At 60.1% G+C, this 25,265-nt stretch carries 25 protein-coding genes; 9 read left to right on the top strand and 16 right to left on the bottom strand.

The features are described from left to right. Positions 1-166 precede the first annotated feature (166 nt). Entirely contained in the window at positions 167-637 is a 471-nt protein-coding gene (locus IB252_RS27855) for a hypothetical protein (protein ID WP_111452352.1), read from the bottom strand. A gap of 462 nt (positions 638-1,099) precedes the next feature. Here IB252_RS27855 and IB252_RS27850 point away from each other — a divergent pair, with 462 nt between their 5' ends. Together IB252_RS27850 and IB252_RS27845 are read left to right on the top strand one after the other, a co-directional pair. Further along, the gene (locus IB252_RS27850; protein WP_008145901.1) at positions 1,100-2,035 is read left to right on the top strand and encodes a chemotaxis protein CheV; all 936 of its coding nucleotides are present in this window, start codon (positions 1,100-1,102) and stop codon (positions 2,033-2,035) included. A gap of 173 nt (positions 2,036-2,208) precedes the next feature. Continuing rightward, complete coding sequence (locus IB252_RS27845; RefSeq protein WP_192410937.1) at positions 2,209-3,015, top strand: MOSC domain-containing protein; 807 nt, start codon at positions 2,209-2,211, stop codon at positions 3,013-3,015. 72 nt (positions 3,016-3,087) lie between these two features. On the opposite strand, the gene IB252_RS27840 is transcribed toward IB252_RS27845, so the two are convergent. From IB252_RS27840 to IB252_RS27805, 8 genes are all read right to left on the bottom strand, one after another. Then, the gene (locus IB252_RS27840) at positions 3,088-3,372 is read right to left on the bottom strand and encodes a pyrimidine/purine nucleoside phosphorylase (protein ID WP_007940055.1); all 285 of its coding nucleotides are present in this window, start codon (positions 3,370-3,372) and stop codon (positions 3,088-3,090) included. Positions 3,373-3,441: 69 nt separating this feature from the next. Next, the gene (locus IB252_RS27835) at positions 3,442-3,984 is read right to left on the bottom strand and encodes an exonuclease domain-containing protein (protein ID WP_192410936.1); all 543 of its coding nucleotides are present in this window, start codon (positions 3,982-3,984) and stop codon (positions 3,442-3,444) included. 71 nt (positions 3,985-4,055) lie between these two features. After that, complete coding sequence (locus IB252_RS27830) at positions 4,056-6,017, bottom strand: acetyl/propionyl/methylcrotonyl-CoA carboxylase subunit alpha (protein WP_192410935.1); 1,962 nt, start codon at positions 6,015-6,017, stop codon at positions 4,056-4,058. A gap of 135 nt (positions 6,018-6,152) precedes the next feature. Then, a complete protein-coding gene (locus tag IB252_RS27825; protein ID WP_111452348.1) occupies positions 6,153-6,950 on the bottom strand; it encodes an enoyl-CoA hydratase/isomerase family protein in 798 nt (265 codons plus the stop codon). Beyond that, positions 6,947-8,104 (bottom strand): citronellyl-CoA dehydrogenase, encoded by a 1,158-nt coding sequence (gene atuD, locus IB252_RS27820; protein WP_192410934.1) that lies wholly within the window; start codon positions 8,102-8,104, stop codon positions 6,947-6,949. Before atuD ends, IB252_RS27825 begins: the two co-directional genes overlap by 4 nt. A gap of 126 nt (positions 8,105-8,230) precedes the next feature. Further along, a complete protein-coding gene (gene atuC / locus IB252_RS27815) occupies positions 8,231-9,847 on the bottom strand; it encodes a geranyl-CoA carboxylase subunit beta (RefSeq protein WP_192410933.1) in 1,617 nt (538 codons plus the stop codon). Positions 9,848-9,850: 3 nt separating this feature from the next. Then, positions 9,851-10,720: an SDR family oxidoreductase gene (locus IB252_RS27810; RefSeq protein ID WP_192410932.1), complete on the bottom strand. Its 870-nt coding sequence runs from the start codon at positions 10,718-10,720 to the stop codon at positions 9,851-9,853. 12 nt (positions 10,721-10,732) lie between these two features. Further along, positions 10,733-12,523 (bottom strand): acyclic terpene utilization AtuA family protein, encoded by a 1,791-nt coding sequence (locus IB252_RS27805; RefSeq protein ID WP_192410931.1) that lies wholly within the window; start codon positions 12,521-12,523, stop codon positions 10,733-10,735. A 190-nt stretch (positions 12,524-12,713) separates the two neighbouring features. Between IB252_RS27805 and IB252_RS27800 the strand changes: the two genes are divergently transcribed. Further along, positions 12,714-13,340 carry a TetR/AcrR family transcriptional regulator gene (locus IB252_RS27800; protein ID WP_008145910.1) on the top strand — a complete coding sequence of 209 codons (627 nt, stop codon included), beginning with the start codon at positions 12,714-12,716 and terminating at the stop codon, positions 13,338-13,340. 91 nt (positions 13,341-13,431) lie between these two features. Next, positions 13,432-14,226, top strand: a complete 795-nt coding sequence (locus tag IB252_RS27795; RefSeq protein ID WP_111452343.1) for a substrate-binding periplasmic protein — start codon at positions 13,432-13,434, stop codon at positions 14,224-14,226. Positions 14,227-14,381: 155 nt separating this feature from the next. On the opposite strand, the gene IB252_RS27790 is transcribed toward IB252_RS27795, so the two are convergent. Next, the gene (locus IB252_RS27790; RefSeq protein WP_192410930.1) at positions 14,382-14,930 is read right to left on the bottom strand and encodes an RNA polymerase factor sigma-70; all 549 of its coding nucleotides are present in this window, start codon (positions 14,928-14,930) and stop codon (positions 14,382-14,384) included. Between the two features lie 269 nt (positions 14,931-15,199). Here IB252_RS27790 and IB252_RS27785 point away from each other — a divergent pair, with 269 nt between their 5' ends. Then, on the top strand, positions 15,200-16,012 hold the full coding sequence (locus IB252_RS27785) for an alpha/beta fold hydrolase (protein WP_192410929.1): 813 nt from the start codon (positions 15,200-15,202) through the stop codon (positions 16,010-16,012). 118 nt (positions 16,013-16,130) lie between these two features. Here IB252_RS27785 and dsbG read toward each other — a convergent pair whose 3' ends face one another. Genes dsbG through dsbD form a run of 3 tightly spaced genes read right to left on the bottom strand, consistent with a single transcriptional unit; the run spans position 16,131 to position 19,479 of the window. Beyond that, positions 16,131-16,901 (bottom strand): thiol:disulfide interchange protein DsbG, encoded by a 771-nt coding sequence (dsbG, locus tag IB252_RS27780; RefSeq protein WP_192410928.1) that lies wholly within the window; start codon positions 16,899-16,901, stop codon positions 16,131-16,133. Then, on the bottom strand, positions 16,877-17,743 hold the full coding sequence (locus tag IB252_RS27775) for a TlpA disulfide reductase family protein (RefSeq protein ID WP_192410927.1): 867 nt from the start codon (positions 17,741-17,743) through the stop codon (positions 16,877-16,879). The genes dsbG and IB252_RS27775 overlap by 25 nt, the downstream gene beginning before the upstream one ends. Continuing rightward, positions 17,743-19,479, bottom strand: coding sequence for a protein-disulfide reductase DsbD (gene dsbD / locus IB252_RS27770; RefSeq protein ID WP_192410926.1), 1,737 nt, complete (start codon positions 19,477-19,479; stop codon positions 17,743-17,745). The genes IB252_RS27775 and dsbD overlap by 1 nt, the downstream gene beginning before the upstream one ends. A 154-nt stretch (positions 19,480-19,633) precedes the next feature. Here dsbD and IB252_RS27765 point away from each other — a divergent pair, with 154 nt between their 5' ends. The 3 genes from IB252_RS27765 to IB252_RS27755 all read left to right on the top strand — a co-directional run bounded on the left by IB252_RS27765 (position 19,634) and on the right by IB252_RS27755 (position 22,394). Beyond that, complete coding sequence (locus IB252_RS27765) at positions 19,634-20,317, top strand: response regulator (protein WP_074878741.1); 684 nt, start codon at positions 19,634-19,636, stop codon at positions 20,315-20,317. Further along, positions 20,314-21,639 carry an ATP-binding protein gene (locus IB252_RS27760; RefSeq protein ID WP_192410925.1) on the top strand — a complete coding sequence of 442 codons (1,326 nt, stop codon included), beginning with the start codon at positions 20,314-20,316 and terminating at the stop codon, positions 21,637-21,639. Before IB252_RS27765 ends, IB252_RS27760 begins: the two co-directional genes overlap by 4 nt. 269 nt (positions 21,640-21,908) lie before the next feature. Then, positions 21,909-22,394 carry a GNAT family N-acetyltransferase gene (locus IB252_RS27755; RefSeq protein WP_192410924.1) on the top strand — a complete coding sequence of 162 codons (486 nt, stop codon included), beginning with the start codon at positions 21,909-21,911 and terminating at the stop codon, positions 22,392-22,394. A 216-nt stretch (positions 22,395-22,610) separates the two neighbouring features. Here the strand turns inward: IB252_RS27755 and IB252_RS27750 are convergent, their stop codons facing one another. Both IB252_RS27750 and soxR read right to left on the bottom strand, forming a co-directional pair. Next, on the bottom strand, positions 22,611-23,069 hold the full coding sequence (locus IB252_RS27750; protein WP_192410923.1) for a VOC family protein: 459 nt from the start codon (positions 23,067-23,069) through the stop codon (positions 22,611-22,613). A gap of 182 nt (positions 23,070-23,251) precedes the next feature. Beyond that, complete coding sequence (gene soxR / locus IB252_RS27745; protein WP_192410922.1) at positions 23,252-23,698, bottom strand: redox-sensitive transcriptional activator SoxR; 447 nt, start codon at positions 23,696-23,698, stop codon at positions 23,252-23,254. Between the two features lie 95 nt (positions 23,699-23,793). On the opposite strand from soxR, the gene IB252_RS27740 reads away from it, so the two are divergent. Further along, positions 23,794-24,159 carry an antibiotic biosynthesis monooxygenase gene (locus IB252_RS27740; protein WP_192410921.1) on the top strand — a complete coding sequence of 122 codons (366 nt, stop codon included), beginning with the start codon at positions 23,794-23,796 and terminating at the stop codon, positions 24,157-24,159. Here the strand turns inward: IB252_RS27740 and IB252_RS27735 are convergent. Then, positions 24,156-25,259, bottom strand: coding sequence for a sigma-54 interaction domain-containing protein (locus IB252_RS27735; RefSeq protein WP_111452327.1), 1,104 nt, complete (start codon positions 25,257-25,259; stop codon positions 24,156-24,158). The two genes, IB252_RS27740 and IB252_RS27735, sit on opposite strands and share 4 nt — an antisense overlap. Positions 25,260-25,265 lie beyond the last annotated feature (6 nt).

Below are 25,265 nucleotides of genomic sequence, written 5' to 3'. Positions count from 1 at the left end.
TATGGACAACAGTTCCATAATGGAAAAAGTTGGCTGGCAAGAGTGGTTTATTTGTTTCGAGTTGTCGTAAGCAGGTAGAGAATATTCAAATGCGACATGATCCCGCCAAAGTTGGAAGGGCAGTCATGGCAATAAAAATTCACAACACGGCATAGGGCCCGATAATTCAGGCTTGCCGACCTGCAAAGGAAACGAGTGTGAACGGTTTGGAATTAGCGGGGGGCTGAAACTGACTGTGTCCGACCTGAAAGGCGAAGGCTTCGATCAGGGATGTCTGTTCACTGTCATCAAGGCTGAGTTGGCCGGTCTTCTGATCGATTAGCTCGAGTTGCCAGGCGATCAACGTCAGGCAGTCTTTCAGCGCACTCAGGGCCTGGTCGTGTAAATCCATGTGATTCTGGGCATGGCTCAGCAAACCATGAATGTGCAGCGAAAACTCCGAAACGGCTGCCAGAGCGAGGGCATCAGCCTTGTTGGCCAATTTGAGCAGGGTGCTCAGCAGGCAGTCGATGGCGTCCTTGTCATTGCTGATCAGTTGCAAATGACTCAGGCATTCCTCGGTTTTAACCAGGAGTGTCTCAGCTTCGACGAGAAACTCAGGGAGCCGGTGCGCCCATTCTTTACGATCGTTCGGCATGTTTATCTCCACAACGTCATGTCAAATGCGGGAATGTCGTGTGTGTCGACGGGGACGATCAGCGTCCCCGTATTGCCATGCCGGCGTGAGATCGCGCGCCAGCCTGTCTGGCTGCAGGCTGGGGAACTCGATAGGGTGGATGGCCACTTACCTGCGATCGCACACAAAAGCCTGACTCCGTTCATGCAATGAGAATGGCGTCACATTAATGGCTATTGGATATTGCGAATATCAGGTTGGGCCTGATTGTTACTAGGGGAATCCCTTACACGGGGGAACCAACCGAACGAAACGAGGTCTCGCGGCAGGCAGTGGGGCAGATGAAATTGCCTGGCCAGTAAAGCATGATGTTAATGTGACATCAACGTTTGGTCGTGGCATTTTACACGGGGGTCAAGGTCTAGCAGAAACAGCCGATAACCCCCTTTAGTGAATTCATCAGAACAAGCCCAGGAGTCATTGATGGCCGGCATTCTCGACACGGTAGACCAACGCACGCAACTGGTGGGTGAGAATCGCCTGGAAATTCTCATGTTCCGGCTGGCCGGACGTCAATTGTTCGCGATCAACGTCTTCAAAGTGCAGGAAGTGCTGCAATTGCCGAAGCTGACCCTGATGCCCCAGCGTCATCCGTTTGTCTGCGGCGTGGTGAATCTGCGTGGCCAGACCCTGCCAGTGATCGACCTGTCCCAGGCCATCGGTATGCGTCCGCTGGTGCCAAGTCCGACCAGTACGATCATCGTTACTGAGTACAACCGTTCGGTGCAGGCGTTCCTGGTCGGTGGTGTGGACCGTATCGTCAACATGAACTGGGAAGCCATTCTGCCGCCGCCGGCCAGCGCCGGCCGTCAGCATTATTTGACGGCTATCAGCAAGGTCGACGATCAGTTGGTGGAAATCATCGACGTCGAAAAAGTCCTCGCGGAAATCGTCCCGTACAACGCCAAGGTATCGCGCGACAAACTCGACGATCCGGTTCTGGAACGTGCCCGTGGCCGTGAAGTGCTGCTGGTGGACGACTCGAACGTGGCCCTGTCGCAATTGCGCGACACCCTGGGTCAATTGGGCGTGAAGATGCACATCGCCAGCGACGGCCTGAAGGCTCTGAACATGCTCAAGGCCTGGGCCGATACCGGTGTGAACATGACCGACAAACTGCTGATGGTCTTCACCGACGCGGAAATGCCGGAAATGGACGGCTATCGCCTGACCACGGAAATCCGCAACGACCCGCGCCTGCGTGGCCTTTATGTGGTTCTGCATACCTCATTGTCCGGCAGCTTCAACGACTCGATGGTGAAGAAGGTCGGCTGCGACAACTTCCTCTCCAAATTCCAGCCGGACAAACTCGTCGATGTGGTGCGCCAGCGTCTGATGCTCGACGAAGTGCCTGCCTGACCAAAACACGGTCCATGTGGGAGCGGGCTTGCTCGCGAAGGCGGTGTAACAGTCAACGAAGATGTTGAATGTTATGGCCCCTTCGCGAGCAAGCCCGCTCCCACAGTTTTTGGCCTTTGATTCGGCGATCAAGCTCGTATAGGGTGGCGTTTTTATCCACCAGGGAGCTGGCCATGTTGCGTCTGAGCGCGCTGTATCGTTATCCGTTGAAATCCGGCAAGGGCGAGATCCTGCAGCAGGTCAGCCTCGACAAGCTGGGCCTGGACGGTGATCGACGCTGGATGCTGGTGGACGAGGCCAGCGGGCGCTTTCTGACTCAACGTGCAGTGGCGCAGATGAGTCAGCTGTCGGCGTTGTGGAATGCCGACGGTGGCTTGACCCTCAGTGCGCCAGGCCGCTCTCCGATCGATATCGCCTTGCCTGCCAGCGATGCGGAACTGCGTGGCGTGACCATTTGGCGCGATACATTGCGTGTGCCGGATGCCGGTGACGAGGCGGGTGCCTGGGTCAGTGAATTCATTGGTAAACCGACTCGCCTGGTACAAGTCCCTCTTGATCGCGCACGGACCACCCAGGCCGGCTACGGCAAGGACGATGATCAGGTGGCCTTCGCCGATGGCTTTCCGCTGTTGCTGATCGGACAGGCCTCACTGGAGGACTTGTCGCAAAAAGTCGGCCGCCCACTGGAAATGCTGCGCTTTCGGCCCAACCTGGTGATCGAGGGCAGCGAGGCGTATGCCGAAGATGGCTGGAAGCGCATTCGCATCGGCGACGTCGAGTTCCGCGTGGTCAAGTCGTGTTCACGCTGCATTCTGACCACCCTCGATCCGCAAACCGGCGAGCGCAGCGAAGATCGCGAACCGCTGGCGACGTTGCAGAAATACCGTGCCGAAGCCGACGGCGCGATGTTCGGACAGAACCTGGTCAACGACAGCAATGGCCAACTTGAAGTCGGTATGCCGGTGACAGTTCTGGAATAAGACAAGCTGAATAAAAAAATGCCCGAGTCCAAGGACGCGGGCATTTTTTTTGTCGCTGTGAAACCCAGGGTTTTAGCCGCGGTATTCGCACAGGTAAGCGGTGTCGACGGCCACTTTCAGTTGGAACTTGCTGTTGGCGGGCACGTTGAACTGGCTGCCGGCGGCGAAGGTTTCCCAGTCGCTGCTGTCCGGCAGTTTGACGGTCAGGGCGCCGGACACCACGTGCATGATTTCACGCTGGCTGGTGCCGAATTCGTATTCGCCCGGTGCCATGACGCCGATGGTCGCAGGACCTTCAGCGGTGCCAAAGGCGATCGACTTGACGGTGCCGTCGAAGTACTCGTTGACTTTAAACATGGGCGATTCCTCGAAAAGGGCTGAAAAGGGCCGGCCAGTATGCACAAGGCCCTTGCCGGCGTCACCTCTCTAAGACGGAAGAACCAGTGGTAATAATCGTGCGGTATTGCGCGCATCTTCCAGCGCCCGATGTTGTTGGCCACTGAACTGCATGCCCACCAGTTGTAGCGCACCGTTAAGTCCCAGCGGGCGCTCCAGCCGACGAGCCTTGGCAAAGCGCTGTTTGAGGTTCATGTGCGGCACCCGGCTCAGGGCGCTGTCGAGTTGCAGGCGCTCCCACTCCTGAACCAACTGTTTGCGATCGTAATCCCCCCAACTGACCCAGCCTTCGAGGCGCGAGTGATGCTGGCCGAGCCAGTGTTCGAACGACGCCCAAACCTCGCTCAGAGGCTGCGCGGCGTCGATATTGGCCTGGGTGATGTGGGTCAGTTGCCGGCAAAACGGCGTCAGCAAAGGCCGACGTGTCGGGCGCACGAAGCACTGAAAGCTATCCAGTTCTCGGCCTTTTCGGTCCACCAGGGTGGCGCCGATTTCGATGATTTCCATTTCTGTTACTGGCCAACCACCCTCATCGGTGGTGGCTTCCAGATCAATGACCAGCCAGTGAGGCATCGCAGGGTTCCTGGTATCCGCGTCCTGATAGGGCTTGAGCGTAGCCAAACCCGGCGGATCCGCCTAGCGGCTTATTCGACCTCCAACAAAATCTGACGATTTTTCACCTGGTCACCGACCCTGACCTGCAAGCGTTTGAGCACGCCGTCGATGCCCGACTTGAGCGGATGCTCCATTTTCATGGCCTCCAGCACCACCAATAACTGGCCTTTACTGACCGGGCTGCCCTCAGTCACCAGCACGTCGACGATCGCCCCATCCATCGGGGCCTTGAGGGTGCCGGAGCTGACGCTGGCCTGGCTGCTGACCAAGGCCTGCGTCCGGTCCACCAGTCGCACACTGCCGGGGCGGGTGAACAGCCAGAGTTGCCCGGCCTCAAGACGGTAAGCATGGCGTTGCCGGATACCGTTGATGTCCAGGCTGGCCCAGCGTCCGTCGCACTGGATGATCTTCAATTCAAAAGGCGTTGTGGCGACTTGAAGCCGATACGGTTCACCCGGCACAGCGTTCAGTTCCACCGGCCAATCCTGATCCTCAAGGCCGATTCGATAGAGCAGCGGCACACTGGCGTTGTTGCGCCAACCGGCCAGTGGCGCGTGATGAACCTGCGCCGAGGCCTGATAGAACAATGCAGCAGCGATGGCCAGTTCTTCGGCGCTCGGCACATGCGCATGCAGGCAAGGATGCTCGGCAAAGTGAGTCTGGATGAACCCGGTACTGAACTCACCACTGATGAACTGCGGGTGTTCGAGCAGGCTGGCGAGCAAACGCTGATTGCTCTGCACGCCGAGCAGCACGCTGTCCTGCACCGCCCGCAGCAATTTACGCCGGGCTTCTTCGCGGGTGGCGCCGTGGGCGATGATCTTGCCCAGCATCGGGTCATAAAACGGGCTGACTGTCTGGCCTTCGATCAAGCCATGATCGATCCGCACGCCGCTCTGCAACGCTGGCTCCCAAGCGGTGATGCGACCGGTCTGTGGCAGAAAACCGTGTGCTGGATCTTCGGCGTACAAACGGGCTTCCATGGCATGGCCGCTGAGCTGGACCTGCTCCTGTCGCAAGGGCAGCGGCAGTCCTTCGGCGACGTGGAACTGCCAGGCCACCAGATCGAGGCCGGTGATCAATTCAGTCACCGGGTGCTCCACCTGGAGTCGGGTGTTCATCTCCAGAAAGTAAAACTGCCCGCGCGCATCCAGCAGGAACTCGACGGTGCCAGCGCCGACGTAATTCACTGCGCGACCTGCCTTTAGCGCCGCTTCACCCATGGCCTGACGCAACTCGGCGTTCATCACCGGGCAGGGCGCTTCTTCGATGACTTTTTGATGGCGACGCTGGATCGAGCAGTCGCGCTCGCCAAGGTAGATCAGGTTGCCGTGCTGGTCGCCGAACAGTTGAACTTCGACGTGACGCGGGTCGATCAGCGCTTGCTCGAGAATCAGTTCGTCACTGCCAAACCCATGCAGCGCTTCGGAGCGGGCGGTGCGCAATTGTTCGAGCAAATCATTGGCCTGGTGCACCAGGCGCATGCCACGCCCGCCACCGCCGGCACTGGCCTTGATCATCAGCGGATAGCCGATGCGTGCGGCTTCGCGGCTCAGGGTGGCGTCGTCCTGTTCTTCGCCCTGATAACCCTTGATGCACGGCACACCGGCATCGAGCATGGCGAGTTTCGACAGGCGTTTGCTGCCCATCAGTTCGATGGCGTCGGGACTGGGGCCGATGAAGGTGATGCCGGCATCCTGGCAGGCGCGGGCGAACCCGGCGTTTTCCGAGAGGAAGCCGTAGCCCGGATGGATGGCGTCAGCGCCCGTGCGCCGGGCGGCGTCGAGAATGGCCGGGATATTCAGATAGGACTGCTGCACCGGGGCCGGGCCGATGTTCACGGCTTCGTCAGCCAGTTGCACGTGCAGGGCATCGGCGTCGGCATCGCTGAACACCGCGACCGTGCGATAGCCCAGGGCCTGGGCGGTGCGCTGGATGCGGCAGGCGATTTCACCGCGGTTGGCGATCAGGATTTTTCTGAGTCCGGGCATGGGGTATTCCCTTGTGTTTTGCGGTGAAAGTGATGGCCTCATCGCGGGCAAGCCTTGCTCCTACAGGTTTTGGGTTGAGTCACCGTGGAGGGATCGACCGTGAACTTGTAGGAGCAAGGCTTGCCCGCGATGCTTTTAAGGTGCCCAACCCGGTTTGCGCTTTTGCACGAAGGCCATGGTCCCCTCAATACCTTCAGCCCCGGTCACCGCCTCGCTGAACCAGTCGGCCGCTTCATCCAGCAACGCATTCGATGGCTGTCCGGCACTCGCGAGCAACAGCTTTTTGGTCATTGCATTGGCCTCCGGCGCGCAGCACAACACATGGGCCAGAATTTCATCGAGACGCTCGGCCAACGCTTGCGCGTCATGCTCGACAAAATGCACCAACCCCATGCGCCGTGCGTGTGTGCCATCGAAACGTGCCGCGGTCAGTGCCAGTCGGCGAGTCTGGGTCAGACCGATGCGCTGCACCACGAACGGCGCGATTTGCGCGGGTAGCAGACCGAGGCTGGTTTCCGGCAGACCAAATTGCGCCTGGTGATCGGCCAAGGCGACGTCGCTGACGCAGGCCAGACCCAAACCACCGCCGAGCACCGCGCCTTGCAGCACCGTGATCACCACTTGCGGCGCGTGTTGCACCTCTTGCAGCAGCGCACCGAACGCGCGATTCAAATCGCGATAGGCACTCGGGCCTTGAGCGCGTGCGTTGGCCATGTCCTTGATGTCGCCACCGGCGCAAAAATGCCCGCCCGCGCCACCGATCACCAAGGCCCGAATCTCACGGTCATCGCGCACGGCCAACAGCACGGCACGCAGTTCCGCGACCATCAACAGGCTCATGGCATTGCGGCTTTCGGGGCGGTTGAGGGTGATGTGCAGGACGCCGTTATGCGATTCCAGCAGCAAGGTCTGGCAAACCGGCAGGGCGCTCATTTGTTTTTCCCCGGCAGGATGCCCATGAGTTTGCAGATGATCCCCAGCATGATTTCGTCGGCACCGCCGCCAATCGACACCAGCCGCACGTCACGGTAAGCGCGGGCCACCGGGTTGTCCCACATGAAGCCCATGCCGCCCCAATATTGCAGGCAGCTGTCGCTGACTTCCCGGCCCAGACGCCCGGCCTTGAGTTTGGCCATCGACGCCAGACGGGTAACGTCCTGGCCTTTGATGTACTGCTCGGTGGCCTGATAGACCAATGCCCGCAGGCATTCGATTTCGGTTTGCAGTTCGGCCAGGCGGAAATGGATAACCTGATTGTCGATCAGCGCACTGCCGAAGGTTTTACGTTCCTTGCAGTACTCGATGGTGCTGTCGACGCAGTACTCCAGGCCCTTGATCATGTTCGCCGCGCCGAACAGCCGTTCCTCCTGGAACTGCAGCATCTGCATCATGAACCCCGCGCCTTCATGGCCGATGCGGTTGCGTTGCGGCACGCGCACGTTGTCGAAAAACACCTGAGCGGTTTCCGAGCTGCGCATGCCGAGCTTGTCCAGGTGCGAACTGAGGCTGATGCCGGGGGTGTTCATCGGCACCATGATCAGCGACTTGTTGATGTGCGGTTTGTCGTCTGAGGTGTTGGCCAGCAGGCAGATGAAGTCCGCGCTCGGCGAGTTGGTAATCCACATCTTGCTGCCGTTGATCACGTAGTCGTCGCCGTCTTTACGGGCGGTGGTTTTCAAGCCGGCCACGTCGGAACCGGCACCGACTTCGGAAACACCGATGCAGCCGACCTGCTCGCCAGTGATCGCCGGCCGCAGGAACTCTTCACACAGTTCATCGGAGCCGAAGCGGGCGAGGGCCGGGGTGCACATGTCGGTCTGCACGCCGATGGACATCGGAATGCCGCCGCAGTGGATGGTGCCGAACTCTTCAGCCGCGACAATCGAATAGCTGTAATCGAGCCCCATGCCGCCAAACTTTTCCGGTTTGGAAATCCCCAGCAGGCCGAGGTCGCCGGCCTTGCGGAAGAGCTCGTGGATCGGAAAGCGCCCGGCCTTTTCCCACTCCTCGACGTGAGGATTGATTTCGTGATCGACGAATTGGCGGACAGTGCGGCGCAGTGCTTCGTGTTCCTGGGTGAAGATCATTCTTATTGTTCTCCTGAATAACGGATCGTTGCCGTGTCTTCCCGATCGTTCCCACGCTCTGCGTCCGCTCTTGGGACGCGGAGCGTCCCTGGCTGCATTCCCACACAGAGCGTGGGAACGATCTAATCAAAAGCGGGCTACACCAAAACTGTTGGATTGCAGCGGCCGCACTTCAGCCTCATGACAAATATCCAGCAAGTACCCGAGCAAGGTCCGGGTATCCCGCGGATCGATCAACCCGTCGTCCCACAGGCTGGCGCTGCCGTACAGTGCGGTGGACTGGCTGTCGAGTTTCTGCGCGGTGACCTGTTCCAGCATGTCGAGCATTTTCGGGTCGGGCACCAGACCGTCCTTGGCCTGCTTGGCCTCGGTGACGATCCTCAGCACTTTGCCGGCCTGGGCGCCGCCCATCACCGCCGTGCGGCTGTTGGGCCAGGCGAAAATGAAGCGCGGGTCGAGGCCGCGGCCGCACATCGCGTAGTTGCCGGCGCCGTAGGAACCACCGACGACGATGGTCAGTTTAGGCACCCGGGCGTTGGCCACCGCTTGAATCATTTTCGCGCCGTGTTTGATCACGCCTTGCTGCTCCGACTCGGTGCCGACCATGAACCCGGTGGTGTTGTGGAAGAACAACAACGGGGTCCTGCTCTGGTCACAGAGCTGAATGAACTGCGCCGCCTTGCTCGCACCCTTGGGCGTGATCGGCCCATTGTTGCCAATGAACCCGCAGGCGCGGCCTTGAATCTGCAAATGGCCGCAGACGGTTTGCTGATCGAACTCGCCCTTGAATTCGAGAAAGTTCGAGCCGTCGGCTATCCGGGCGATGATTTCGCGCACGTCGTAAGGTCTTTTCGCATCGTCGGGAATCAGCCCGAGCAGCTCATCGATGGGGTAGAGCGGTTCTTCCCAGTGACGTTCGGGTAGCCATTGCAGCTGATCGTTCCACCGCAGCAGGCCGACAATCTCGCGCACCAGGCGCACGCCGTCGGCATCGTTCTCGGCCAGGTATTCAGCGGTGCCGGCGATTTGCGCATGCATCTCGGCGCCCCCCAGTGCTTCATCGGTGGCGACTTCGCCGGTGGCAGCCTTGAGCAGCGGCGGGCCGGCCAGAAACAGCTTGGCCTTGCCACGCACCACCACCACGTAATCCGACAACCCTGGCTGATAGGCGCCACCCGCCGTGGCCGAGCCATGGACCACGGTGATTTGCGGCAGGCCCATGGCCGACATCCGCGCCTGATTGGCAAAGCTGCGGGCGCCTTCGACGAAAATTTCCGCGGCGTAATTGAGATTGGCGCCACCGCTTTCGGCCAGGGTAATGACCGGCAGTTTGTTCTCCATGGCGATCTGTTGCAGGCGCAGGGATTTTTTCAAACCGCTGGGGGAAATGGTCCCGCCCTTGATTGCGCTGTTGTTTGCCACCACCAACACGCGCACGCCGGACACGTAGCCGATCCCGGCGATCAACCCGCCGCCAGCCGAACTGCCGTCCTTGTCGTCATGCAGCTTGTAGCCCGCCAGGCTCGCCAGTTCGAGGAACGGTGCGCCAGGGTCCAGCAGCAGATTGAGGCGTTCGCGGGGCAACAATTGGCCGCGTTTGTCGAACCTGGGTTTGGCTTCGGCCGCCTTGTTCAGCAAGTTCTGTTCGAGCTGGCGGACGTGCTCGATGCCGACCAGCATCGCCGCGCGATTGCGGGCGAACTGTTCGCTGAACGGGTCCACTTGCGACTGAATCACCGGCATGAATTATTCCTTGTCCTTGAGCACGTCAGGCAGGTAGGCACGGTGGAAACCGTTATACGACTCGCTGATCTGCGCCTTGTGTATCGGCCAGGCGCGCCCACCCAGGCTGGCGGCGCCGTCGATGCGCAAGGTGCTGCCGCTGATAAACGCCGCGGCCGGGCTGAGCAGGAAAACGATCGCCGCGCTGACTTCCGATTCGGTGCCGATGCGTTTCAGTGGCACGTGCTCGCGCAAGGTCGGGATCACCGCTTTGAACGCGCCTTCGTAGGTGTCCATGCCACTGGACGCGATCCAGCCCGGCGCCACGGCGTTGACCCGCACCCCGGCATAACCCCATTCGAACGCGGCGGTCTTGGTGAGGTTGTCCATGCCCGAACGCGCCGCGCCCGAGTGGCCCATGCCGGGCATGCCGCCCCACATGTCGGCGAGCATGTTGACGATGGCGCCGCCGTGTTTGCTCATGGACTGGTTGAACACTTCCCTGGCCATCAGGAAGCCGCCCATCAGGTTGGTGCGCAACACCGTATCGAAGCCTTTTTGATTGATCGACGCCAACGGCGACGGGTACTGCCCGCCGGCATTGTTGACCAGGCCGTGAATCGGTCCGTGCTTGCGGATCAACTCGCTGATCACATGCTTGACCGTTTCTTCCTCACGAATATCGCAGACCATCCAGTCAGCCTTGCCGCCATCTTCGGTAATCTCGGCCGTGACGTTTTTCAGCTTGTCAGCCTTGCGCCCGAGCAGCAGCACATGGGCGCCGAGGGCCGCCAGTTCGTGAGCGGTGCAACGGCCGATGCCGCTGCCGCCACCGGTGACGATGATGTTTTGGCCTGCAAACAAACCGGCTTTGAAAATCGAATCGTAAGCCATGGCGACAGTCCTCTAGTTGACCTGGTCGGCGATGCGCTGAGGCACCGGGATCTGGATTTCCAGCAGTTGCTGGGCGAAGGCTTTGCCTTGCGGATCGATCCGCAGGCTGGCCACGCCACCGCCTCCCAGGGCGTTTTCCAGCAGAAAATTAAGGCTGTGGGTGCCCGGCAGGTACCAGCGTTCGACACGTCCGTGGATCGGGTCGAGGACATGACTCATCCAGTCGACGATCACTGCCGGCGTCAAGGCTTCGGCAATCCACGGCAGGTACTCCGGCTCGCGGGCCATGACGCCGATGTTGCTGTGGTTACCCTTGTCACCGGAGCGCGCCACGGCGAGTTTGACCAGGGCCACGCTGGCATCGGCCCGGCCTGAGGGTTTCGGTGGGGCGCACGCCACGGGCAGGTCGGCGGTGTCGAGCACATCAACGGCGGGCAAGGCGCAGGGGTGGCGCTGGCCCTTGAGATCAATGTCCAGCGTGCAGGCGGTTTTGTCGATAAGGAACGAGAACAGCCGGATCAGCGGATACACCGTCGGCCGTCCACCGACAATCCCGGTCAGCCCCGGCGCCATGCCGGTGGCGGCCTGGGCGATCTCCCGGGAGAACACAATCAACGCCTGTTTCCCCGGATGGCGCACCGCGAGTTTGATCACCACTTCACGGCTGTCCTGACGCTGACCGTGGGGGCCGTAAGTGGCCTCGCTGCCGAGCAGTTCGATGTTCACTTCGCTGTAGGGTGGCCAACCGCGCTGACTGAAGATTTCCGAGGTCTTGTTGATGATGGCTTCGCTGACTCGACGCGCCTTGTCGACCGCATCGATCCCGGCGATCAGGCAACTGGCGGTGCAGCGGAAACCGTCCGGGTACGTCGCGCTGACCTTGTACTGATCGGTCGGTGGCAAGCCTTTTGCGCCGTGCACCTGGACTGCGTTTTTGCCTTGATGCACGAGTTTGACTTCAGTGAAATCGCAGACCACGTCCGGCAGCAGATACGCCTGCGGGTTACCGATTTCATACAGCATCTGCTCGCCGACCGTCAGGGGTGTGACCAGTCCGCCGGAGCCTTCGGGTTTGCTGACGATGAACTGGCTGTCGGCGTTGACTTCGACGATGGGGAAGCCGATGTGTTCGTAGTCGGGCACCTCGCGCCAATCGGTGAAGTTGCCGCCGGTGCACTGGGCGCCGCATTCGATCAGGTGCCCGGCCAATGCGGCCTGGGCGAGCTTGTCGTAGTCGTGCCAGGACCAGCCGAATTCATGCACCAGCGCGGCGCTGACCACGGCGCTGTCGACCACCCGTCCGGTGATGACGATGTCGGCGCCCAGCCGCAGGGCTTCGACGATGCCCGGTGCGCCGAGGTAGGCGTTGGTCGAGACACACATCGGCGGCAGAGGGGCGCCGCTGAACATTTCATGGATACCGCGGCTGCTCAGCTGTTTGAGTTGCGGCTGCAAGTCATCGCCCAGCAGCACGGCGATTTTCAGCGCCACTCCGGCCTTGTCGCAGGCCGCTTGGAGGGCGGCGGCGCAGGCTTGCGGATTGACCCCACCGGCGTTGCTGATGACGCGGATTTTCTGTTCGGCCAGTTGAGCCAACAGCGGGCTGAGGACTTCGATGAAGTCGCTGGCGTAACCGGCCAGAGGGTCTTTCATCCGCGCACCGGCCATGATCGACATCGTAACCTCGGCCAGATAATCGAAGACCAGATAATCCAGACGCCCACCTTCTACCAATTGCGCGGCGGCGGTCGAGGTGTCGCCCCAAAAGGCGCTGGCGCAACCGATGCGGATTGTTTTGGGCACAGTCAACTCCATACTCACCTGCGATAGAAGTGCATCGAGACTACCAAGCAAGCGCTTGGTTTGTAAACGGCATAAATATCTTCTGCCCGAGCGCTTGCTTGGTCGCGCCGGCCAGCTTAAATTGCCCGCGCAACCCCGCAGGTTTAGCGGCGAGCGGCGTACTTGATTGATCGACTGTAGGAGAGAACGGGTGGACGAGCAAAAAGCCCTGAGGGTGATGCGCGAATTGGTCGACAGCGGCCAATTGACCGACCCGGACAGCGCCCGCGGCAAACTGCTGCAAGTGGCGGCTCACCTGTTCCGCAACAAAGGTTACGAACGCACCACCGTGCGCGATCTGGCCGGCGCCGTGGGGATTCAGTCCGGCAGCATTTTTCATCACTTCAAGAGCAAGGACGAGATCCTGCGGGCGGTGATGGAAGAAACCATTCGCTATAACACTGCGTTGATGCGTGCAGCCCTGGCCGAAGCCGGCAGTGTGCGCGAGCGGGTACTGGCGCTGATTCGTTGTGAATTGCAGTCGATCATGGGCGGCAGCGGCGAGGCCATGGCGGTGTTGGTCTATGAATGGCGTTCGCTGTCCGCAGACGGGCAGGCGCAGGTGCTGGCGCTGCGCGACATTTATGAAGAACTCTGGCTTCAGGTGCTGGGTGAGGCCAAGGAGGCCGGTTTTATCCGCGGGGATGTGTTCATCACCCGCCGTTTTCTGACCGGTGCATTGTCCTGGACCACCACCTGGTTTCGCGCAGGCGGCAGCATGAGCCTCGATCAATTGGCCGATGAGGCGTTGATTCTGGTGCTGGAAGAGAAGCAATAGTTTGTTCAGGTCAAAGGAAACTGGCTAAGTCGCGGAAACCGCCTAGCTTGAATGCATTGAAGCGTATTTTTTTGGGGAGTGGATTGTTTTGATGTCTTCGCCAATTCGGACGGCTTCGCGGCTTTTGCTAGCGACGCTTGCGGTGTGCTTCGTGTTGCCGTCTCAGGCTGCACAACAGGTGCGGGTCGGTGCCGCGCATTTTCCACCCTATACCGTGCGCCCGGAGTCCGGTGCCGACACCGGTCTGTTGCCGCAACTGGTGGAAGCGCTGAATCAGTTGCAAACCGATTATCAGTTTGTATTGGTGCCCACCTCCATTCCTCGACGTTTCAACGACTTCAAGGAAGGCCGGGTCGATATGGCGATTTTCGAGAACCCGGACTGGGGCTGGAAGGATATTCCGCATACCGACGTCGACATGGGCCTGGAAGATGCAGAAATCTTTGTCGCGCAGAAGAAACCCGATCGCGACGAGAATTACTTCAAGGACCTGGCGGGCAAGCGCTTGGCGCTGTACAGCGGCTATCACTACGAGTTTGCCAATTTCAATGCCGATCCCAAGTATCTGGCCGACTCCTACAACGCCACGCTGACCTATTCCCACGACAGCAACTTGCTGATGGTGCTGCGTGGACGAGCGGATATTGCCTTGGTGACTCGCTCCTATCTGAGCGATTATCTGCTGCGTAACGAGAAAGTCGGCGAGCAGTTGCTGGTGTCGCAACGCATCGATCAGGTCTATCACCACTACGCCATCCTCCGCCCGATGGCACCGATCAGCGGCGAGACGTTTGCCAAATTGCTGCAGGGGTTGAGGGATAACGGCCAAATGCTGAAGATTTTCGATCCCTACAAAATTGCCCTGGTACCGGTGGGTAAGCCCTGATGAAAAATCAGAGTGAATACTAGATGACCTGAAGTTGCAGGGTTGCCCTGCAACATAGAATCTCCCACAGTTAATCTCTGGTGTTCACACACTGTGTGTTCACAACAGATCCCATGTGGGAGCGAGCCTGCTCGCGAAGGGGGGCGACGCAAATTTCAACGACGGGCAAAAGCATCCACACGACTCCCCGACACCTTGCGGCAATGAACCAGCGCATCGCGAATCATGAAGTTCACCAGGGTCGGCGAGACGCCAAGCTCCTTGGCGATGTCCTTTTGCGGCACGCCGTGCAGGCGATACATCTCGAAAGCGTAGCGGGTGCGGCTGGGCAGCTCGGTCAGCGCGTCGGCGATGTGTTGCAGCGTCGAGAAGTTGATGTGCGAGGTTTCCGGCGAAGCACCTTGAATCACCACGTTCAGGCCTTCCTCTTCAGGGCCCGAGTACTTCTGCTCCAGCGCCTGTTTGCGGTAGTGATCGATCGCCAGATTGCGCACGATCTGAAACAGGTAGCTGAGCTGAGCCTTGAACGAGGACGTGATCTGCGGCGCTGATTGCAGCCGGAAGAACGCATCCTGCACCACGTCTTCTGCACGCGACCGGCAGCCGGTAATGCGGGCTGCGATCGTGACCAGAATCAGTCGATTGTCGACGAATGCCTGAAGTAGCGGTGAATCGCACGTGCTTGTGGACACTTGTTCCGTCATTGGAAATCACCTTGCTGCAAATAGGTTGGCAGGACGGCAAGCGGGGGCTGGGCCGTCCAACACATCGAGCGACAAATTATTCTTAATGATAATTATTGTCAAATGAGAAATTGAACTAATACGACGCTGTTCGTGGCCGGCAGCCCTCGTAGTCAGAGCATTGGCCACCTGCGCGTGGGCGATCAAGCCCTGGCACAAACGCCACAAGGTTGACTGTAGAGCCACCGCAGCCCAGTCTGCCTGCTCCATTTTTGGTGAGGAGACAGCTGATGCCCTTCGCAACAATAGACGGACAACCCCTTCACTACATTGATCAAGGCACCGGCCCTGCCGTTCTGCTGGCCGGCAGTTATCTGTGGGACCAGGCCATGTGGGTGCCGCAGATCGCCGCTCTGTCGCAGCAATACCGGGTAATTGCTCTGGACCTTTGGGGCCACGGTGAATCCGGGCCGCTACCCCAAGGTACGCAATCGCTGGATGACATTGCGCGCCAGGCACTGGCGTTGCTCGATCACCTGGACATCGACCGTGTCACGCTGGTCGGTCTTTCAGTCGGTGGCATGTGGGGCGTGCGTCTGGCGCTGTCGGCCCCGCAACGGATCAACGGCCTGGTGCTGATGGACACCTACGTCGGCGTCGAGCCGGAACCGACTCGCCAATACTATTTCTCGCTGTTCAAACAGATCGAAGACACCGGCGTGATCGCGCCACAGTTACTCGATATCGTCGTGCCGATCTTCTTCCGTCCGGGCATCGATCCGCAGTCGGCGCTGTATCAGGACTTCCGCGCCAAACTGGCCGCGCTGCCGCCAGAGCGTCTGCGTGAGAGCATCGTGCCGATGGGGCGAATTACGTTTGGGCGCGATGATCTGTTGCCGCGACTGGGCGAGTTGAATCCTGATACCACGCTGCTGATGTGCGGCGATCAGGACAAACCGCGACCGCCATCGGAGACAAGGGAGATGGCCGGGTTGATCGGTTGCCCATTTTTGCTGGTGCCGGAAGCGGGGCATATCTCCAATCTGGAGAATCCGCAGTTTGTCACCGAGACGCTGCTTGAGTTTCTAGCGCAGAGAAATTAGTTGGTCACATAGACGCAATCGCGAGCAGGCTCGCTCCCACATTGGAATGCATTCCCCTGTGGGAGCGGGCTTGCTCGCGAAGACGTCAGTGAATCCACCAACGCCCTATCAGAAAGAGCTACTTAGGCCCGAGAATTTGCACCAACTTGTCCGGCGACGGCGCGCCTTGCTGTTGTTGCAGCTCGCCCTTGCCGTCCATGTAGAAAATCGCCGGGGTAGCCTGCAGCTCCAGGTCTTCCATCAACTGCATGTTGGCCGCCAGCTTCGCCTGAATCGCCGGGGGCACGTTTTTCAGGGCTTTTAGCGAGCTGTCCTTGCCTGATTTCTCATGGTCTTCCAGCGCTTTCTGCGGATCCTTGGCGGCCAGCAGTGCAGCCGATTTCCCCGGACTGTCTTCGCGAATGATGCCGACCATGATGTGCCGCAACTGCACCTTGCCCGCCTCGACCCATGGCCGCGCCTGTTCCCAGAACATATTGCAATAAGGGCAGTTCGGATCGCTGAACAGGTAGACGACCCGTGGGGCATCTTTCTTCCCGTCGCCGATCCAGTTGCTGGCTTCCATCTTGCCCCAGATTTCCTTGGCCAGCGGCGCGTAAACCAGCTTCTGCAACGGCGCGCTGCTCAGGTCGTTGCCGTCGGCGTCGTACAGATTGCCGAGCAGCACGTGCTTGCCATCCGGGGTCAGGTACAACGCCATGCCCCGGTTCTGGTACTGCGCCGCATAACCACGCAAGCCGTCGGGTGCATCGAATTGGCCGACGATTTTCGCGCCCTTGGCCTCGATTTTCTTGATCGCTTCGGGCAATTCTTCGGCGGCCTGCACTGATGGTAAATGCAGCAGGGCGGCGCCCAGGGTCAACGTCAGCAGGTGGCGGAGGCGGGGCATGGCAGTTTCCTTGAAGAGGTGGCCGGTACGGCAGGATTCGGGGTGTCGAAGTTTTCCAGGGCGCGGGCCAGGCTGGCTTCCGAAAGCTCGCCCAGATGGCTGCCCAGCAGGCGACCGTCTGGGCTATAGAACAGCGTAGTCGGCAACGCCATGGAGCCGACGGCCTGGCTCAATCGGCCACTGCCGTCGAACAGCACGTTGGACAGGCTCAGGCCCTGGGTTTCCAGAAAAGTACTGACGCTTTGCATGCTTTCAGCCTGATTGACGAACAGGAACGTCAGGTCCGGGCGGTGTTGCTGGGCGTTTTCCAGCACCGGCATTTCCCGACGGCACGGCGGACACCAGGTGGCCCAGAGATTGATCACCAACGGGCCGCCCTTGTAGTCCGCCAGTTGCACGGTTTCACCGGCGGCATTGCGCAGGGTTATTTCCGGCAGGCGTGTGCCTTGTTCGTAAAGGGTCAGGGAGAAGGTCGCCAGCAACCAGAACGCCAGGCCGCAGGCCACGCCAAAGCCCAACGGCCGGCGCAACCCCGAGCGACGCCAGCCTCGATACAACGCCGCAAGCACCAGCACGATCACACCGGGCCAGGCGAGGAAACCGCCGTCGCGCAGGTCGATGATCTGCCAGGGGTCATCGCGATAATGGGCCCAGTAAACGGCCACGAAACCGACCCGGGCAGCCAGCAAGCCCAGCAGGAACAGGCTGAACAGCACCGACTCCGGATTCTCGCCGCCGCGCTTGGCCACCCGCCAGCCGACGAAGGTCGCCAGCGCCAGGGCACTGATCAGCAGCAGGTGATTAAGCGCGATGGCAAAAGTGCCGAGGGTAAAGGTCAGCATTAACGGGCGTCTCGGGTAGTGGTCCAGCGTTGCAGGAAGGTGCCGGCATCGACCTCACCGGTGATGCGCTGGCTGCGACGCTCGATGCCGTCGGCGCCGATCCACAGCAGGCTCGGTGGCCCCGGCACTTTATAACGGCCGAGCAGTTCGCGGCTGGCGGCATTGTCGGCGGTGACGTCCAGCCGTAGCAAGCGCACATCGCTCAAGGCCTCCAGTACGTGGGCTTTGCCGAACACCTGTTTTTCCATGACCTTGCACGACACGCACCAGTCGGCGTAGTAGTCCAGCAGCACCCATTGGCCTTGAGCCTGTGCCGCATCGAGCTCCCGTTGCAGAGCTGCCGGGTCCTTGATCGTGGTGAATGCGTCGTGGCCGACCGGGTTGGCGGCGCTGCTCGAGTTTGAAGCGCTGTAGACCTGCAATGGCTTCACCAAGTCGTCGCTGCCGCCGGCGGCACCGATCATCAGCAGGCTGCCCCACACACCCAGCAAGAGTGAGCTGGCGCCGAACACATGGGCGACGCGACCGAAACCTTCCGACTGCTTCCAGGCGCTGTACGCGGCAATCAGCAGCAACGCACCGCACAAACCAATCCACAGTGATTCGTCCAGCACCGGGCGCAGCATCAGCAACGCGGTGGCGAGGAACAGGAAGCCGAATACGCCCTTGAGCAGGTTCATCCACGCGCCGGGTTTGGGCAGGAAGCGATTGCCGACGGTGACCAACAACAGCAGCGGTACACCGATGCCGATACCCATGGTGAACAGAATCAGCCCGCCATGCAGCGCATTGCCGCTTTGCGCGATGTAGAGCAAGGCGCCCGCCAGCGGGGCGGTCATGCACGGACCCACCAGCAAACCGGACAAGGCCCCCAACACACCGGCACCGAACAGGCTGCCGCCGCGTTGATTGCGCGAGACATTTTCCAATCGATCACGCACGGCCACCGGCAGTTGTAACTCGAAGAAGCCGAACATCGGCAACGCCAGCAACACAAATACAGCCGCGAAACTGCCCAGCAACCAAGGGTTTTGCAACAACGCCTGCAAATTTGCCCCGAGCATTGCAGCCAGCACGCCCATCACCGCATACACCAGCGCCATGCTCACGACGTAGCTGGTGGCCAAGGCGAAACCGCGCTTGGGTGTGGCGCCACTGCCGACGATCAAACCGGCCAGAATCGGCAGCATCGGCAACGAGCAAGGCGTGAAGGCCAGCAACAGTCCCAGACCGAAGAACACCAGCAAACTCCAGCCCAGCGCCCGTTGTTGCAGGCCGCTGGCCAGGGCTTGGTCCGGTGCTTCGTTTGTCGCAGTGATAGCGGATGTGCCTCCCAGATCCACGACCTGAGTGTGCGGCGGATAACACAAACCGGCGTCGGCACAGCCCTGGAAGCCCACTTTGATTTGCCCGGTGGCACCGGCCGCAACCTTCAGTTCCAGGCCCTGACGATAGACCTGCTGTTCGCCGAAGAACTCATCGCTGTGCGCTTCGCCTTGAGGTAATACGGGATGGTGCTCAGCGGGCAAGCCATCGAATTTCAGGCGTTTCTGATACAGGTAATAGCCGTCGGCGATCTGCCAATAGAGCTGGGTTTCGCCCGACTCAAGTCGCTCGGACGTGAAGACGAACGCTTTTTCCACCGGCAAAAATTCAGGTTTGGTCTCGAACGGATTGGTCCCTGCCTGGGCCACACCCGAGATCAAGAGAACAAAAAACAAAAACAGTCGACGCATGGGTAAGCCTTATCCCTGTGCAAGTGAGGTGCACAATGGGAGGCGGCGATTAACCGATGATTAACCACAGTGGCCTTGTGGCAATGGCGCTTGCGGCATAATGTCCGCTTAATCGGCCCCCGGCCTAATCACCTTTTTTTCAACAGGTCTCACCATGCACGTACTGGTTTGCGAAGACGACGAGTTGATCGCCAGCGGCATTGTCGCCGGCCTCACCGCTCAAGGCCTGACGGTAGAGCATGTCGCCACCGCATCGTCTGCCCGGGCGATGCTCAAGGTCGCCGAGTTCGATGTGATGGTGCTCGACCTCGGTCTGCCCGATGAAGACGGTTTGAAGCTGTTGCAGCAATTGCGTCACAGCGGTCTGGAAATCCCGGTGCTGATCCTCACCGCCCGGGATTCAGTCACCGACCGCGTTGACGGCTTGCAAGCCGGTGCCGACGATTACTTGCTCAAGCCTTTCGACCTGCGCGAACTCGCCGCGCGCCTGCACACCCTGCTGCGACGGGTGGCGGGGCGTAGCGTCAACCTGATCGAGCACGGTCGTCTGACCTACGACCCAAGCAGCCGCGAAACCATGCTTGGCGGCCAGCCGGTGGACCTTTCCCGTCGTGAGCAGTCGCTGTTGCAGGCTTTGTTGCATAACCGGGGCCGCGTGCTGTCGACCGAGCAACTGAAAGACAGCGTTTATGGTTTTAACGATGAGCTGGAAAGCAACGCTCTCAATGTGCATATCCATCACCTGCGGCGCAAACTCGGCAATGGCATTGTCGAGACGGTGCGCGGCCTGGGCTATCGCCTGGGGCCGGCCGATGGCGCAGAGGAACTGAAAAAGTGATGAGCCTGCGTTTGCGCCTGAGCCTGACACTCGGCGCCGCTTTTGCCCTGATCTGGGCGTTGGCGGCGGCCTGGATGCTCAGCGACCTGCGCAATCAGATGATGTTTTCCCTCGACCAGCGCCTGGTGGCCTCGGCACGCATGGTCGCCGGCCTGATGGAGCAATTGCCGCCATTGCCGAGCAAGGGCGAGGGCACCCATTTCAGTGCTGAACAACTGAATATCCCTGGTGGCATGGCCTGTCAGGTCAGTTCGCTACGTGGCGAAATCCTCGCCCGCAGTCACACCGATCCGCAACAAACCCTGGAAGCCGAGAAAATGGGCTTCCACGACCAGATGATCGACGGTGCGCCGTGGCGCAGTTTCACCCTGGCCCGCGGCGACGTGCGCATCACCACCGCCGACCGGCAGATCGAGCGTGAGGCGCTGAACATGTCAATCCTGCTGGCCGCTTCGGTGCCGGTGGGCGTGGCCTTGCTCGGTTGCCTGTGCCTGCTCTGGCTGGGGATCGGCCAGGGGCTGGCGCCGCTGAATCGCATGCGCGATGCCTTGATGCGCCGCAGCGCCGATTCTCTCGAACCCTTGCAAATCCAGCCGCTGCCCAGCGAACTGCAACCGTTGCTGGATACCCAGAATCAGCTGTTCCAGCGCATCGGCAAGACCATCGAACGGGAACGCCGTCTGACCGGTGACGCCGCCCATGAATTGCGCAGCCCACTAACAGCGATCAAGACCCACCTGCAAGTGGCGCGCATGACCGACGGCGCGGCCCGGGATCAATCCCTGGCCCGGGCTGAAGAGGGCGCGGATCGCCTGCACCGGACCCTGGAGCAATTGCTGTTGCTGGCGCGGGTCGAGGGCAGTCTGTCGTTCGATGACGGTGTGCAATGCAGCGCCGAGCAGGTGGCGAAACTGGCGATTCAGGACGCCGCCAGCGGTGATCGTCAGCGGATCAAATTTCAGCTGCCGCCGAAAATCTCCCACGCCCCGGTGCAAATGCCCGCGGTGCTGTCGATTGCCGCGCTGCGCAACCTGCTGGACAACGCGCTGCGGCATACCCCGGGTGATGGCGCGGTGGAGTTGAGCCTGGAAACCACCGGCAACCGCGTGCAGTTTGTGGTTCGCGACCATGGGCCGGGCATTGCCGAAGACGATCTGCAACACCTGACCCAACGCTTCTGGCGCAACGGCCAGAGCACCGGCTGCGGTCTGGGGCTGGCGATTGTTCAGGCAATCGTCCAGCGTTGCGGCTGTACGTTGCATTTCGACAGCCGGCCGGATGGATTGCGAGTCGAACTGACTATGCCGTTGCAACCGGTGTGAACTTCAAAATCCACCCCTCTCCCCACAGGGGAGAGGGGGAAAGGGAGCCGATTTTCATGCTTTTCAAAAACTGAGTTCGACTCGGACTTTCAGGTCGATGTAGCTCTAAGAACAACTCGGTCAGTCCCCTCTCCCTCCGGGAGAGGGTTAGGGTGAGGGGGGATTGCGCAAGCACACCAAATGTAACGTCTCTCCATTAGCCACCCGCTTCCCGCAGCGCTATCGTCCCCGGCAGCAGCTTTCTCTCAATGGATTGAGGTAACAGCGCCATGGATGCTCCCCTACACATTTGCAAGGCAACCCCCGCCGACGCCGGCATCATCAGCCGGATCGTCGAACGATCCATCCGCGTGGGTTGCGCGCTCGACCATCGCAACGATCCGCTCACCGTCGCCACCTGGACCCACAACAAGACCATTGAACACGTGCAGCCCTGGCTGGCCGACGAGCGGTTGTACCTGAACATCGCCCTGTTGCAGGACAAACCGGTCGGCGTCGCGATGGCAGCGATCAGCGGCAAAGTGGCGTTTTGTTACGTGCAACCGGAATGGTTTCGTCGTGGGGCCGGACAAGCGCTGGTGCGCGACCTCGAAGGCTGGTTGACCGATCAGGGTTTGCGCCAGGCACGACTCAACAGCACCCGCACCAGTGAAGCGTTTTACCGTCATCTGGGTTACCAGCCTTGCGCTGAAACCTTCGCCGTAGCCGGGCTCCACGCCATTCCCATGCACAAAGCGCTGACACCACCTTCATAGAAAGCTGATCGAGGGTCTAAATCCTCGGCGTCCTGCTCACTGAGTCACCGCGCAAAAAGAAACCCGCTGAACCAAGAAGGTCAGCGGGCTTTTTCATATCTGGAATGTGTGTTGTTTGTGAGGCCGCCTTCGCGAGCAAGCCCGTTCCCACAGTGGATCGGTGTTGAACGTTAATTCTGTGTACACAGCCAATCCCCTGTGGAAACTATCATTGGATCAACCCTGGCTGAACATCTCCTTCGCCCGCTGCTCGATCTGTTGCTGAGTCAGATCCTCCTTGCGCGTGGCCAGAAACCACAGATGCCCATAGGGATCCTTCAAAGTCCCCGAACGGTCGCCATAAAACTGATCCTTGACCTCGGACACCACGGTGCCGCCAGCCGCAATCGCCTGTTTATAAGACTTGTCCACATCGTTCACATACAGATGCAGACCTACGGACGGCGACTTGTCCGGATTGCTCAGCGGACCCTGATCGCATGGCGTGCCAAGCATGATCGGGCAATCGCCGATACGCAGTTCGGCGTGGCCGATGCCGCCATCGGGCATGGACAGGCGCATGACTTCGGTGGCGCCAAAGGCTTTCTTGTAGAACTCGATGGCTTCGGCCGCTTTTTGAATGCCCAGATACGGGGTGATGCTGTGATAACCCTCTGGAATAGGTTTGACGCTCATGATCGTTCTCCCTGATTTTTTTGTAGATGGAAGATTTCACTTCGCCGCTTTTCAGCAGGACCAATAAGTGTAGGTGCTGCCAAAAATGGCGATGTCTTGATTTTGATCCTCGGCATTCACCAAGTTCACAAAAAAGATCACCGTCCCGCGGCTGCATTCCCACCAGAGCGTGGGAACGATCATTACAACAGCTGCGGCCCCGGTCCCTGTTCCCCAAGCACATCGCCAAAGTTGCGCAACGGACACGCCTCCATCGACAGACACCCACAGCCAATGCAGCCATTGAGCTTGTCCCGCAGCAAGGTCAGCTGATTGATCCGCTCATCCAGATCCCGACTCCACTGCGCCGACAACACCTTCCAGTCCGCCGCCGTCGGGGCGCGGTTATCCGGCAGGGACTTGAGTGCCTCGCCAATCTCCGACAACGGAATGCCCAATCGCTGAGCCACTTTGATCAAGGCCACCCGTCGCAACACTTCCCGTGGATAACGCCGTTGGTTGCCCTGGTTGCGATTACTTTTGATCAAACCCTTGGATTCGTAAAAGTGCAGCGCCGTGACCGCGACACCGCTGCGCGCAGCCACTTGGCCGACGGTGAGTTCCTTGTGCAGATTTTCCGAGGTGATCATTTAAAAAATGCCCCTTGACCTCAAGTTAACTCGAGGTTTTACCCTGCAGGCCTTCGGATCGCAAGATCCGGCTTACACGTCAGTGGGGACTTTTCATGCAAGCGTCAGAGAAAAATCGCAGCTTCACCCAATTGATCGAATTCGAGATCGAACCCCATCAACAGCCCGCACTGGTGTCGGCTCTGTCGAAGCAGACCGAGCGTCTCGCCCAGGGTTACAGCGGTTTTCTGAGTGCCAGCATCCAGGCCAGCGACGATGGCCGGCGGGTGCTCAACTACCTGCAATGGCAAACACGCGAGGCGGGAGAGGCCGCGTTTCAAAGCTTTGAAAGCGGCGAGCAGGATTTCTGGCAGCTGATCCGTGCCCATCAGGCGAAAACCGTGACCTTCGGCTCGTTTCAGGTGCTGCATAGCCTGGAACGCAGCCACGACAACGCGCTGCACTGCAATCTGGTGGGTTAGATCGACAGCTGCATAACACGCTCGCCCTGAAGGTTTTCCGTGGGCCGGCGCTTGTTCACTGCCAGTTCGCCGATCTTGATCAGTCGTGTGCGCGTTACGTTGCGGCTCAAGCCCAGCAGTGCGGCGGTGTGTACCTGGTTGTAATGGCTGAAGCGATAGGCAGCTCGCAGCAACGCGTCTTCGACTTTCTCGTGCAGCGCTCCGGCCTGTTCTTCGAAGAGCTTTTGAAAGGCCCGATTGAGCAGGGCTTCCGGTGAATCGTCGACGGTGCTGTGGTAATCGTCCTGACGCTCGATGCGCATGTTCGACAGGCGCAGGTCGTCGCGTTCGATCACGCCGTTACGGCAGATCAGCAGGGTGTGGTGAATGACGTTTTCCAGTTCGCGGATGTTGCCCGGCCAGCTGTAGCCGCGCAGTTTCAGTTCGGCCTCTTTGCTGATGCTGATGGTGCCGTAGCCGAGGCGCTGACTGTAGGCTTCGACGAAATGTCGGGTCAGCGGCAGGATGTCGCCGGGGCGGTCGCGCAGCGGGCTCAATTCCAGGCTGACGACGTCGAGGCGGTAGTACAAATCCTCGCGGAAATGCCCGGCGTTGATGGCTTTCTCCAATTGCACGTTGGTCGCCGCCAGCACACGGACATTGATGGGAATGCTCTTGCGCGAACCCAGTCGCACCACTTCGCGCTCCTGCAATACCCGCAACAACTTGACCTGAATCGCCATCGGCAAATCGCCGATTTCATCGAGGAACAAGGTGCCGCCATCGGCCTCCTCGAACCAGCCGGCCTTGGCGCTCAACGCACCGGTGAAGGCACCTTTTTCATGGCCGAACAACTCGGCTTCCACCAAAGATTCGGAGAACGCGCCGCAGTTCACTGCCACGAAAGGCCGGTTACGGCGGGCACTGAGGTTGTGGATATGCCGCGCCACCAGCTCTTTGCCGGTGCCGGTCTCGCCGATGATCAGCACACTGGCTTCACTCGGTGCGACTTGTTGAATGTGGGCGAGCAAGGCCTGGGATTTCGGGTCTTCGAACACTTGCGCCGTGGCGCGGATCGAGGTGGCCAGAGCGGGCGAGGGCGGTAAAGTCAGCAGTTGCATGGGCAG

The sequence above is a fragment of the Pseudomonas sp. PDM10 genome, assembly GCF_014852295.1.
Lineage (GTDB): Bacteria > Pseudomonadota > Gammaproteobacteria > Pseudomonadales > Pseudomonadaceae > Aquipseudomonas.
Note: the sequence above shows the minus strand (reverse complement) of the source record. Positions and strands in the feature narration are given on the sequence as shown.